This is a genomic window from Anaerolinea thermolimosa (genome assembly GCF_001050195.2).
Lineage (GTDB): Bacteria > Chloroflexota > Anaerolineae > Anaerolineales > Anaerolineaceae > Anaerolinea > Anaerolinea thermolimosa.
In genome coordinates this window covers 2,092,308-2,103,673 of sequence record NZ_DF967965.1, presented here as the reverse complement: position 1 = coordinate 2,103,673, position 11,366 = coordinate 2,092,308, and the positions used below count along the sequence as shown (strand labels likewise).

The window sequence follows — 11,366 nt, the reverse complement described above, 5'->3', positions numbered from 1 at the left end:
GAGGAGTGAGTATAATACCTTCCAATAAAGCGATGATGGAAACGAGTACATTCATGAAGTGCTGTCAGCGAACCCGGGAAGGGTGAGAGCCGGGGCGGCACAATGAATGGAAAATCCTTCCGGAGCTGCAATCTGAACGCAGGGTAAGCTGTCAGTAGGTGAGCCGGTCTCGCCAGCCGTTATCGCAGGCGCGGGTATCTTCGAGGAGGACGTACCCGAAAGAGCGCCCGCCATTCAGGTGGGAAGCAGGGTGGTACCGCGAGTTCCATCTCGTCCCTGTGGGGTCGAGATGTTTTATTTAAATTCTTTAGCTGGAGGTTCAAAAGCATGGGCTTTCAAGAAGTACCCAACCGAGTGGATTTTCCTGCCCAGGAGCGAGAAATCTTACGATTCTGGAAGGAGAGCCGGGCTTTCGATACTCTGCGCACATTGCATAGAGGAGAACCCCACTGGTCGTTTATTGATGGGCCGATTACAGCCAACAATCCCATGGGGGTGCACCATGGATGGGGCCGTACCTATAAGGATGCCATGCAGCGTTTTCGCACGATGCAAGGGCACGAATTGCGCTATCAGAACGGCTTTGACTGTCAGGGCCTGTGGGTTGAAGTGGAAGTGGAGAAAGAAAAAGGCTTCAAGACTAAAAAGGACATCGAATCCTTTGGGCTCGAAGAGTTTGTGCGCCTTTGCAAGGCACGTGTATTAAAGTATGCAGCGGTTCAGACCGAGCAGTCGATTCGCCTGGGATACTGGATGGATTGGAATGAACCGGATACCCTGCGCTGGCTGGGAGAAAAGCTTCTCGAAAACCCCCGGCAGATCATTACCCTGGAAGGGGTGGAGGGGCCGGTAACCGGAACGGTGGAAGAACTCATCGGGCGGTTGGGAATGCCTGAACTGGGAGGAAGTTATTTTACTTTCTCCACTGAAAACAATTATATGATCTGGACTTTCCTGAAGCGCTGCTGGGAAAAGGGCTGGGTCTACCGTGGTGTGGATGTGATGCCCTGGTGTCCGCGCTGTGCTACAGGGATCAGCCAGCATGAAATTGTCACCGATGGGTATGCTGAATTAACTCACAATAGCGTTACCGTGCGCTTCCCGTTGCTCGATGAAAATGGCCAACCCAGGCTGGATGCCCAAACCGGTTTGCCCGAAGCGTTGTTGGTCTGGACGACTACCCCGTGGACGTTGACCAGCAATGTGGCAGCAGCGGTAGGGCCAGACCTTACCTATGTCAAAGTGCGGAATGGCGATCGGGTCTACTACCTGGCAAAAGGTACACTTTCGATGTTGCGTGGAGACTATCAGGTACTGGGAGAGTTAAAGGGCACAGAATTGGAAGGCTGGAAGTATGCCGGGCCATTTGATGATTTACCCGCGGCTCAGATCGCCGGAGGATTTTCAAAGATTAAAGAAGTATCGGCGGGGGTATCTCAGAGCGCGGCTCAGGCCCATCGGGTGATCCTCTGGGAAGAGGTGGGGGAGACGGAAGGAACGGGGATTGTCCATATTGCGCCGGGGTGTGGAGCGGAGGACTTTCAGCTTGGCCGCAAATATGGCCTGCCGATGATCGCTCCGCTGGACGAAGAAGGGGTCTTTGTGGATGGCTTTTTATGGTTAAGCGGGATGCATGTCTCAGAGGTAGCAGACCCCATCTTTGCCAATCTAAAAGAAAAAGACTTACTTTACCGTGTCGCCCCATACACACATCGCTACCCCACTTGCTGGCGTTGCCATAGTGAGCTGGTGTTCCGGCTGGTAGATGAGTGGTTCATCAGTATGGGCGAGGTCTATGATAAACCCCGCAGTGAATTGACCCCGGAAGAAAAGGCACGCAGTCTGCGTTATCAGATTATGGATGTGGTTGACCAGATTCGCTGGATTCCTGAATTTGGTTATGCCCGAGAGATGGACTGGTTGCGCAATATGCACGACTGGATGATCAGCAAGAAGCGCTACTGGGGTCTGGCTTTGCCCATCTGGGTGTGCAAGGAATGCGATCATTATGAGGTTATCGGGGACGAAAAAGAGTTACAGGCGCGCGCTGTGGAGGGGTGGGAGATTTTCGAAGGACACACGCCGCATCGCCCCTTCATTGATGCGGTCAAGATTCAATGCCCGCACTGCGGTGGGAAGATGGAACGGGTTCTGGACGTTGGCAATCCCTGGCTAGATGCGGGAATTGTGCCGTTTAGCACTTTGAGATATCGTTCCGATCCGGACTACTGGCGAAAGTGGTATCCGGCACAATGGATCACAGAATCATTCCCCGGTCAGTTCCGAAACTGGTTTTACAGTCTGCTGGCTATGGCCACGGTGATCGATCAGAGTCCGCCCTTCCTGCAGAATTTTGGTTTCGCCACGCTGGTGGCTGAAGATGGTCGCCCCATGCATAAGAGCTGGGGGAATGCCATTGAGTTTAATGAAGCCGCTGACAGGATGGGGGTGGATGTGATGCGCTGGCTCTATGTGACTCAGCGACCGGAGAATGATTTGCTCTTCGGGTACAACCGGGGTGATGAGGCGAGACGGCAATTCCTTATCCCGCTCTGGAATGCGTATAGCTTCTTCGTGACCTACGCTCGACTGGATGGATGGCTACCCCAGGGGACTTTCGATCGGGATTTTCCGGAAGGTGCCACGCCGCAGAGCGAGAATATTCTTGACCGATGGATTCTGGTGCGTTTGAACCAGCTTACCGCGCGGGTGACTGCCAGCCTGGACGACTCTGACTTTTATACCGCTTCGACATCGATTGGCGTTTTCATCGATGACCTCACCAACTGGTACATTCGGCGGTCAAGACGGCGATTCTGGAAGAGCCAATCGGATGATGATAAACAGGCAGCCTATGCCACACTGTACCACGTTCTGGTGAAGTTAACCCGCCTGCTTGCCCCTCTCACACCTTTCGTTACTGAGGCAATGTACCAGAATCTGGTGCGGAATGTTCGGGAGGGAGCGTATGAGAGTGTGCATCATACCCGATGGCCAGTTACTGATGAAACGGCGATTGATGGAGTGTTCCTGGAGCAGATGAATCTGGCGCGGATGGTGGCCAGTTTGGGACTGGCGGCACGGAGTGGAGCAAACCTGAAGGTTCGGCAACCTCTGGCCAGAGCGATGGCTTTCGCAGGGAATAACCGGTCACTACCGCCGGATCTGGTGGAAATAATCACCGATGAATTGAATGTTAAGGATTTTGAGTTTGTTGAAGAGGCCAGCCGGTTAGTGAATTTCAGGGTACTGCCGGATAATAAAACTCTCGGACCTCGTTTTGGCGCTCTTTTCCCAAAGGTGCGCGCGGCCCTGGCGGCTCTTGACCCGTCCTCGGTAGCGGCCCTGGTGCAGGCCGGGCAGGGAGTGAAGTTGAACGTTGATGGCCAGGAGATCGAGCTGGCCCCTGCTGAGATCATCGTGCAGACCATGCCGGTGGAAGGGCTGGCGGTTGCCTCTGATAAGGGCTTCACAGTTGCCATTGATGCGGTCATCACTCCAGAGCTCCGGGCTGAAGGGCTGGCGCGTGAATTTGTCCGCCGGGTGCAGGATTTACGAAAAACGGCCGGACTGGAAATTTCTGATCGCATTCGGCTGCGGTTTGTGGCCACTGGCTTGCTTGCAGACGCGGTGGAAAAATTCCGGGATTACATTATGAATGAGACCCTCACTGTTGATCTGGCAACGGGAGAGCCGGATGCTGAAATGGTGGTGGTGGAAGATCAATTCGATGGGGAGAAGGTGAAAATCGGCTTAAAGCGATACACTCCCTGATGATTTAAACAATTCCTGGAACGCCATGAATCCGCAGGCTGTACCAATCCCGGGCAGCCTGCGGATTTTTGCAATCCATGGGGGGAATTTTTTTTGTATCAAAAGATATAAACAAGAGTAAAATAACCTTAATTATCTTGTATGATCATAAAAAGTAAGGGATTCTGACAACACAAGAAAGAAACAGATGGATAGATTAAGGCGAGAGTGGATTCTTGTTGGAATGGCCTTTGGAGGTTTTCTGGCCGGGGGATCTGCCCTTCTGAGAGCTGGCTGGGTGAGCGAGAGGCATGTTCTTCAGTGGGGGGTGGTCGCCGGAGGACTCATGGGTTACATTCTCGCTCACCTCTGGAAGAATTTAGAGAAAAACTATACCTCTGGAGATGGAGGGTTGTATTCAACGCTTGGGCTGGCCAATTGGATTACGCTGGTGCGGGCCGGAGGGTTGGCCATGCTTGCCGGGTTCCTCTGGCTTCCACGTCCGGCAGGGATTGCAGAGTGGATTCCCGGCCTGCTCTACTTTGGAGCGGCGTTGCTTGATTATCTCGATGGATGGGTGGCCAGGGCAACCCGGCGTACCAGTCTGCTCGGTGAAACCCTGGATATGCACTGGGATGGATTGGAGTGCTTGTTGGCAGTTGCCTACTGGTTCAATATGGTGTAGTGCCAGTATGGTATTTGCTGGTTGGTCTGGCCAGATATCTCTTTTTGTTGGGTATGTGGGTTCGCAACCGTATTGGGCTGGTGAATTATCCGATGCCACCCTCTATGACGCGCCGTGCTCTGGCCGGTATGCAAATGGGCTTTATTGCCGTGGTTCTGCTACCGATTTATTCTCCACCGGTTACACAGGGTGCGGCTACGTTGTTGATGTTCCCTCTCATGGGAAGTTTTATCAGAGACTGGCTGGCCGTCTGTGGGCTGAGATGGAATTGGAATACGGGTGTTCAAGGCTGGATTCAGACTACCTTGAATATGGTGTGGAAGTGGATCCCGTATCTGTTACGGGTGGCTCTGGCCTTAAACCTGGTGGTTGTCCTCTGTCAGGAGATCAGGTCTCCGGTCCCGCTCTGGTGGATGGTTGGCGGGACAGGACTGGGGTTGGTTTTGGTTGTTCTCGGGGTACTGGGACGTACCTCTGCGTTGGGTTTGATCCTGTTGAGCGGACTGGCTTTGAAAGGCAATGCCATGAACGGGTGGTTCTGGGGGGTACTTCTGCTGGGCGTGGCCCTGATGTTAACGGGAACAGGAAGGTACTCTTTATGGAAAGCGGACGAGTGGATGATTTACCACCGCGCGGGCGAAACCAGACCGCAAGGCTAAGATTCTTCTCCTTTTCTGTCTGGGGGGTGGTGTTCTGGCTGACGCTGGTATTGTTAGCGGTGGTTGTTTTTCGCTCTTTTCCACTCGATCCGGTGTGGGATGCCCTTAAGCGTCTAAGTTCTGGCAAGATTGGGGTGCTGTTGGCTCTCAATCTTTGGATATTGGGGTTGTGGACCTGGCGCTGGCAATTTCTTCTATCCTCTCTGGGGGTGCGCTTTTCTTTTCTCCCTTTGCTGGCTTATCGCCTGGCAGGTTTTGGAGTCAGTTATTTCTCCCCGGGGCCGCAATTTGGAGGGGAGCCGTACCAGGTTTACCTGCTTAGCTCCCGCCACAATGTCAAAGTTTCACTTGCGGTCGCCAGTGTGTATTTAGATAAAGCAGTAGAGGGGCTGACCAATTGGGTATTTCTGATACCTGGTTTGATTGGCCTGTCTGCTGGTGGAGTTTTGAGCCCTGAAGGTACCGGCTGGCTGGTTGGAGGATGGATTGGATTGGCTGGAATGGTCTTTGTTCATCTGATGGCGCTTAGCAGAGGAAAGCGACCGCTCACCAGGGTTCTTGAGATGATCTTGAAAGAAGAAAGACTCCGTTCTTTGCGCATACGCTGGGAAAGGTTAAAGAAGTTGAAGAATCCCTGGGAGCTGTTTTTCTCCAGAGGCCACAGGTTTTTCTAACTGGGCTTGGAATTTCGACGTTTGCCTGGCTGGTCATGGGCGGTGAGTTCTTTTTCATGTTGCGGTACCTGGGGGTGCCAGTTACCCTTTTGCAGATGGCAGGTGTTCTAACGGCAGTTCGGATAGCCTTTCTTTTGCCTTCACCTGCAGGGATAGGAACCCTGGAATTGAGCCTTTTCCTGGCCATGCGGGCAGTGGGGATTGATCCAACCTGTGCGCTGGCTGCCAGTTTATTAATCCGCAGCAGAGATATGGCCCTGGGCCTCACTGGACTTATCCTGGGCGGATCGGTTTTTACCTGGAGCAGTCACATCAAGGAGGTGTGAACATGGAACGGTATTCATATTCATTTCGAGCCATTCATGTGGCCATCATTCTGGCAGCGATGGTAACCACGGTGATTCATTTCTTTCTTGGATTGCGCTTTGGGGATGTTCTTTTCTTGCTCAATGCTCTGGGATACGTGGGGTTAACAGGCCTTTTCTTAATCCCTTTGAAATTCCTGGTGCCTTTTCGGGAGTGGATTCGCTGGATTCTGATTGCCTACAGTGCATTGACGATTGTTTTATGGGCGATCATTAATGGCACCCTCGATGCTCCCGGAATTACGGCAAAATCCGCCGAATTTTTACTGATTATTCTGTTGTGGGTGGAACGGAAAAAATCCTGAAAGGTGGGTGAACATGAAAATAAATAACCGATATAAGATTCATCGTGCAGCCTGTGCTCGTATTCCCACAGCGGAGGGGGCCTTTCAACTGTGCGTGTATGAGAATAATCAGGACGATAAAGAGCATCTGGCCATGATTATGGGAGATGTGGCTGAGAAAGAGAACGTGCTGGTGCGCATCCATTCTGAATGTTTTACCGGTGATGTACTTGGTTCACGCCGCTGCGATTGCGGAGAACAGTTACGGCGAGCCATGGAGTGGATTGCATCGGAAGGGGAGGGAGTGTTAATTTATTTACGTCAGGAGGGGCGAGGAATCGGGTTGAAAGAGAAGCTTCGCGCGTATAATTTACAGGATGATGGTCTGGATACTGTAGATGCTAATCTGGCGCTGGGGCATGTTGCGGATGCACGAGATTACTCTCCCGCAGCAGCCATTCTTAAAGATCTGGAGGTTCGATCGGTTCGGTTAATGACCAATAATCCCGATAAAATACATGAGTTGCAACGGCTGGGGATTGAAGTACGTCAGCGGATTCCCATCGAAGCTACGGTGTATCCCGATAATGCCGCGTATCTTCTCACCAAAGTCAATCGAATGAATCACCTTCTGAATAAGCAATTGCTCATGCAGATTCTCATCTCAAGGATTTGAATGGATGTATTGCATGGATTGACTCAGGATATATATCACCGAAGTGACAGGCTGGGGCGCCCGGTTGTAACACTCAGTTACGCCCAGAGCCTGGATGGAAGCCTGACCACACAAGCGAATATGCGGCTCATGATCAGCGGAGCGGAGAGCAAGCTTTTAACTCACCAGCTCCGTGCGGTGCATCAGGGTATCTTAATTGGTATTGGTACCTTACTTACAGATAACCCCCGGTTGACGGCACGATTGGCCGGAGGGCCGCATCCCCAACCGGTGATTCTGGATGGCTCTTTACGAACACCTTCAGATTGTGCATTGATGCAACGGGAAGACCTCAAACCATGGATTTTTTGTAGAGAAGATGTTCCGGTTGAGAGGGAGCAAATTCTCGCTGAAAAGGGGGCGCGGATATTTCGTGTGAAAAGTGAAGAAGAGGACGGGCGATTGAGCCTTGGTGAGATTTTACGTTCCCTTAAAAAGCATGGAATGTCCAGCGTGATGGTAGAAGGGGGGGCTGAGGTCATTGCCAGTTTTCTCTTGTCCCGGCTGGTTGATCAGGTGGTGATTACGATCGCTCCTTTCTGGGCAGGTGGTGTTCAGGTTCGGGGGAATTTTTTGCGGGAAGGTCAATTGCCTGAGATCATTGATCCGCAGATGATGCAGCTTGGCAGAGACATGGTCATCTGGGGTTTACTTGGGGAGGGGAACCATGAAGCGCAGGACGCTGTATTTCACGGCGCCAGAAGAAATTGAGGTGCGGGAAGAGTTGCTCGAACCGGTAAAGCCGGAGCAGGTTCTGGTTGAGACACTGCTTTCGGCGATTAGCCCGGGAACAGAGATGCTCGTTTACCGCGGGCAATTCCCTGAAGAGTTAACCGTGGATGAGACAATCGCTTCTCTGACGGGTTCCTTTCGGTACCCGCTTAAGTACGGATATTCCTGTGTTGGTCGGATTGTTGAGACGGGTTCGCGCGTTGATCCTGCCTGGCATGGGCGGTTGGTGTTCTCGTTCCATCCGCATGAGTCTCACTTTGTGGCCAATCTGACCGATTTAATCCCCGTACCAACTGATCTTTCACCTGAAGATGCAGTATTTTTGCCAAACATGGAAACCGCGGTAAATTTTCTCATGGACGGCAGGCCGATGATCGGAGAGTTTGCAGCGGTTTTTGGGCTGGGAATTGTGGGATTGCTCACGACCTCACTGCTTGTGAAGCACCCGCTGGCAGGAGTGATCTGTTTTGACCGGTATAAAAAACGGCGAGAACAGGCCCTCAGTCTGGGGGCAAGAGAAGCACTCCACCCTGAAGATCGTGAGGGGTGGATGCAGAGCCGTGAGATGCTCAGGCAACTGGGAATGGCGGATGGATTTGACCTGGTGTATGAGTTATCGGAACAGAGATGCTCGTTTACCGCGGGCAATTCCCTGAAGAGTTAACCGTGGATGAGACAATCGCTTCTCTGACGGGTTCCTTTCGGTACCCGCTTAAGTACGGATATTCCTGTGTTGGTCGGATTGTTGAGACGGGTTCGCGCGTTGATCCTGCCTGGCATGGGCGGTTGGTGTTCTCGTTCCATCCGCATGAGTCTCACTTTGTGGCCAATCTGACCGATTTAATCCCCGTACCAACTGATCTTTCACCTGAAGATGCAGTATTTTTGCCAAACATGGAAACCGCGGTAAATTTTCTCATGGACGGCAGGCCGATGATCGGAGAGTTTGCAGCGGTTTTTGGGCTGGGAATTGTGGGATTGCTCACGACCTCACTGCTTGTGAAGCACCCGCTGGCAGGAGTGATCTGTTTTGACCGGTATAAAAAACGGCGAGAACAGGCCCTCAGTCTGGGGGCAAGAGAAGCACTCCACCCTGAAGATCGTGAGGGGTGGATGCAGAGCCGTGAGATGCTCAGGCAACTGGGAATGGCGGATGGATTTGACCTGGTGTATGAGTTATCGGGGGTACCGGCGGCGCTTGATCAGGCTATTGGGCTGACGGGATTTGCCGGGCGGGTGGTGATTGGTTCATGGTATGGGAAGAAACCCGTTGCGTTAAATCTCGGCGGGCGATTCCATCGCAGTCGAATTCGGTTGATCAGCAGTCAGGTGAGCTCGCTGGATCCACAGTTGTTGGGGCGCTGGACAAAGTCACGACGGCTCGGAGTGGCATGGGAGGTGCTTCGCCAGCTGAAGCCGGCCCACTGGATCACCCACCAGTTTTGCCTGGAACAGGCCGGGCAGGCTTATCGGTGCCTGGCAGAACATCCTGAAGACACGCTTCAGGTGGTTTTTCGCTATGCTTAATCCTGTTATAGCCGGGCGTACCGGCAGAAAAGAGTGAAACGTGTACCATGTAGCGGTTATGCGAGATTTTATGGCCCGGCATTATCTCATAGGCGGGGACTGGGGGCCTGAAAACCAGGAACACACCCATCATTACCGTATAGAAGTTGAGTTGTGGGGCAAAGAACTCAATGAACACCAGTATCTGGTAGATATTATTGCCGTTGAAGATCACCTTGCGACTCTGTTAAGCTATTATCGCGATCGGGTGCTGAATGAACTGCCTGAGTTTTCAGGGGTCAATCCTTCACTGGAAACGTTTGCCCGTGTTTTATGTCAGTCTTTTGACCGCGCTTTTCAGGAGAAGAACATCACTGCAGTGACGGTTCGCCTGTGGGAGAATGAGTACGCCCGCGCCGGGTATACCGTGGAGCGTTGATTGCGGATTGGGCTGGTTATTTACGGTACTCTTGAAACCCTCTCCGGCGGATATCTCTATGATCGTCGGTTGGTAGCGTACCTGCGAGAGATGGGCGACAGGGTGTCTGTCTTTTCGCAACCCTGGAGATCAGCTTATTTCCTTCGTCTGGCGCAGAACTTTAATCGCAAATGGATTAGAGAGGTAACGCATCATGAGCTGGATATTTTACTGGAAGATGAGTTAAACCATCCCTCCCTTTTTCAGCTCAACCACCAAATACGTAAATTGCGCCATTTCCCGATTGTGACGATAGTACATCATCTATTAAGCAGTGAAGAGCAGCAACCGGTGCAGAAGGAGCTGTCCAGCCGGGTTGAGAAGGCCTATCTGGAGGGAGTAGATGGGTTTGTCTTCAACAGTGTTACGACCCGGCAAACGGTAGAAACCCTCCTCCTAAGGCCGGCAATTCCTTCTGTGGTGGCTACCCCGGCAGGGGATCGATTTGGCCCGGGGATGAATGAACAGCAAATCGAGGCACGGTGGGCCAGACGAGAGGGTGTCTGTCTTTTCGCAACCCTGGAGATCAGCTTATTTCCTTCGTCTGGCGCAGAACTTTAATCGCAAATGGATTAGAGAGGTAACGCATCATGAGCTGGATATTTTACTGGAAGATGAGTTAAACCATCCCTCCCTTTTTCAGCTCAACCACCAAATACGTAAATTGCGCCATTTCCCGATTGTGACGATAGTACATCATCTATTAAGCAGTGAAGAGCAGCAACCGGTGCAGAAGGAGCTGTCCAGCCGGGTTGAGAAGGCCTATCTGGAGGGAGTAGATGGGTTTGTCTTCAACAGTGTTACGACCCGGCAAACGGTAGAAACCCTCCTCCTAAGGCCGGCAATTCCTTCTGTGGTGGCTACCCCGGCAGGGGATCGATTTGGCCCGGGGATGAATGAACAGCAAATCGAGGCACGGTGGGCCAGACGAGAGGGATTAAACCTTCTTTTCATCGGAAATTTAATGCGCCGCAAGGGGTTGCATGTTCTTCTCCGGGCACTGGGAGGGCTCAGGCAAGGGGGATGGAGATTGCGAGTGGTTGGGCGCACGGACGTAGATGGGCACTACGCACAGCAAATGGTTCATCTGGCGCAGAAACTGGGAATAGCCGAACGCGTAACTTTTCTGGGCAAGTTAAGTGATGAGGCGCTTCGCAGTGAGTTACAAACAGCGGATGTATTGGCTGTGCCTTCGCAATACGAAGGCTTTGGGATTGTCTATCTGGAGGGAATGTCTTTTGGGTTACCCTGCCTGGCGACCACGAGTGGCGCAGCAAGGGAGATCATCCGGGATGGAGTGGAGGGCTTTCTTATCCCACCGGGAAACTGGCAGGCTTTGAGCGGGAAAATTATGGAGTTGCTGGATGATTCCCCTGGGCTTTTGCAGATGAGCCTTTCTGCTCGCAGACGCTTTCAGACCTTCCCGCGCTGGCAGGAAAGTATGGCGCGTGTGCGTGAATTCCTGGTAGAAATGACAGGCAGCAGGAGGTCTTAAAAACAAAAAAGGGCTGGAAT

The 11,366-nt window shown here is 52.3% G+C and carries 13 protein-coding genes and 1 other annotated feature; all 13 genes read left to right on the top strand.

Annotated features, from left to right (window positions below; genetic code table 11):
* Window positions 1-23 precede the first annotated feature (23 nt).
* Window positions 24-281: a binding site (T-box leader), on the top strand.
* A 46-nt stretch (window positions 282-327) separates the two neighbouring features.
* The 13 genes from ATHL_RS09530 (at window position 328) to ATHL_RS09475 (ending at window position 11,346) form a co-directional block, all read left to right on the top strand.
* Window positions 328-3,774 carry an isoleucine--tRNA ligase gene (locus tag ATHL_RS09530; protein ID WP_062192725.1) on the top strand — a complete coding sequence of 1,149 codons (3,447 nt, stop codon included), beginning with the start codon at window positions 328-330 and terminating at the stop codon, window positions 3,772-3,774.
* A gap of 187 nt (window positions 3,775-3,961) precedes the next feature.
* On the top strand, window positions 3,962-4,438 hold the full coding sequence (locus tag ATHL_RS09525; protein ID WP_084001326.1) for a CDP-alcohol phosphatidyltransferase family protein: 477 nt from the start codon (window positions 3,962-3,964) through the stop codon (window positions 4,436-4,438).
* Window positions 4,438-5,097 (top strand): hypothetical protein, encoded by a 660-nt coding sequence (locus ATHL_RS18875; RefSeq protein ID WP_062192720.1) that lies wholly within the window; start codon window positions 4,438-4,440, stop codon window positions 5,095-5,097. The genes ATHL_RS09525 and ATHL_RS18875 overlap by 1 nt, the downstream gene beginning before the upstream one ends.
* Complete coding sequence (locus ATHL_RS18870; protein ID WP_062192717.1) at window positions 5,037-5,771, top strand: lysylphosphatidylglycerol synthase transmembrane domain-containing protein; 735 nt, start codon at window positions 5,037-5,039, stop codon at window positions 5,769-5,771. Before ATHL_RS18875 ends, ATHL_RS18870 begins: the two co-directional genes overlap by 61 nt.
* A gap of 35 nt (window positions 5,772-5,806) precedes the next feature.
* Window positions 5,807-6,097 (top strand): lysylphosphatidylglycerol synthase domain-containing protein, encoded by a 291-nt coding sequence (locus ATHL_RS09515; protein WP_062192715.1) that lies wholly within the window; start codon window positions 5,807-5,809, stop codon window positions 6,095-6,097.
* Between the two features lie 2 nt (window positions 6,098-6,099).
* Window positions 6,100-6,441 (top strand): DUF7475 family protein, encoded by a 342-nt coding sequence (locus ATHL_RS09510; protein WP_062192712.1) that lies wholly within the window; start codon window positions 6,100-6,102, stop codon window positions 6,439-6,441.
* A gap of 13 nt (window positions 6,442-6,454) precedes the next feature.
* Entirely contained in the window at window positions 6,455-7,096 is a 642-nt protein-coding gene (ribA, locus tag ATHL_RS09505) for a GTP cyclohydrolase II (RefSeq protein WP_062192709.1), read from the top strand.
* A complete protein-coding gene (locus tag ATHL_RS09500; RefSeq protein ID WP_062192706.1) occupies window positions 7,097-7,846 on the top strand; it encodes a RibD family protein in 750 nt (249 codons plus the stop codon). It begins immediately after the preceding gene.
* Window positions 7,803-8,531, top strand: coding sequence for a zinc-dependent alcohol dehydrogenase (locus ATHL_RS09495; RefSeq protein ID WP_062192704.1), 729 nt, complete (start codon window positions 7,803-7,805; stop codon window positions 8,529-8,531). Before ATHL_RS09500 ends, ATHL_RS09495 begins: the two co-directional genes overlap by 44 nt.
* Window positions 8,495-9,394, top strand: a complete 900-nt coding sequence (locus ATHL_RS09490; protein WP_062192701.1) for a zinc-dependent alcohol dehydrogenase — start codon at window positions 8,495-8,497, stop codon at window positions 9,392-9,394. Before ATHL_RS09495 ends, ATHL_RS09490 begins: the two co-directional genes overlap by 37 nt.
* Window positions 9,395-9,452: 58 nt before the next feature.
* A complete protein-coding gene (locus ATHL_RS09485; RefSeq protein WP_062192698.1) occupies window positions 9,453-9,812 on the top strand; it encodes a 6-pyruvoyl trahydropterin synthase family protein in 360 nt (119 codons plus the stop codon).
* Entirely contained in the window at window positions 9,813-10,412 is a 600-nt protein-coding gene (locus ATHL_RS09480) for a glycosyltransferase family protein (protein ID WP_062192695.1), read from the top strand. It begins immediately after the preceding gene.
* Window positions 10,351-11,346 carry a glycosyltransferase gene (locus ATHL_RS09475; RefSeq protein WP_162787662.1) on the top strand — a complete coding sequence of 332 codons (996 nt, stop codon included), beginning with the start codon at window positions 10,351-10,353 and terminating at the stop codon, window positions 11,344-11,346. The genes ATHL_RS09480 and ATHL_RS09475 overlap by 62 nt, the downstream gene beginning before the upstream one ends.
* The last annotated feature ends 20 nt before the right edge of the window (window positions 11,347-11,366 follow it).

Coding starts and splice junctions, on each gene's coding strand:
- ATHL_RS09530 (WP_062192725.1), top strand. CDS start 328: ATGGGCTTTCAAGAAGTACCCAACCGAGTGGATTTTCCTGCCCAGGAG.
- ATHL_RS09525 (WP_084001326.1), top strand. CDS start 3,962: ATGGATAGATTAAGGCGAGAGTGGATTCTTGTTGGAATGGCCTTTGGA.
- ATHL_RS18870 (WP_062192717.1), top strand. CDS start 5,037: ATGGAAAGCGGACGAGTGGATGATTTACCACCGCGCGGGCGAAACCAG.
- ATHL_RS09515 (WP_062192715.1), top strand. CDS start 5,807: ATGGGCGGTGAGTTCTTTTTCATGTTGCGGTACCTGGGGGTGCCAGTT.
- ATHL_RS09510 (WP_062192712.1), top strand. CDS start 6,100: ATGGAACGGTATTCATATTCATTTCGAGCCATTCATGTGGCCATCATT.
- ribA (WP_062192709.1), top strand. CDS start 6,455: ATGAAAATAAATAACCGATATAAGATTCATCGTGCAGCCTGTGCTCGT.
- ATHL_RS09500 (WP_062192706.1), top strand. CDS start 7,097: ATGGATGTATTGCATGGATTGACTCAGGATATATATCACCGAAGTGAC.
- ATHL_RS09495 (WP_062192704.1), top strand. CDS start 7,803: ATGAAGCGCAGGACGCTGTATTTCACGGCGCCAGAAGAAATTGAGGTG.
- ATHL_RS09490 (WP_062192701.1), top strand. CDS start 8,495: ATGCTCGTTTACCGCGGGCAATTCCCTGAAGAGTTAACCGTGGATGAG.
- ATHL_RS09485 (WP_062192698.1), top strand. CDS start 9,453: ATGCGAGATTTTATGGCCCGGCATTATCTCATAGGCGGGGACTGGGGG.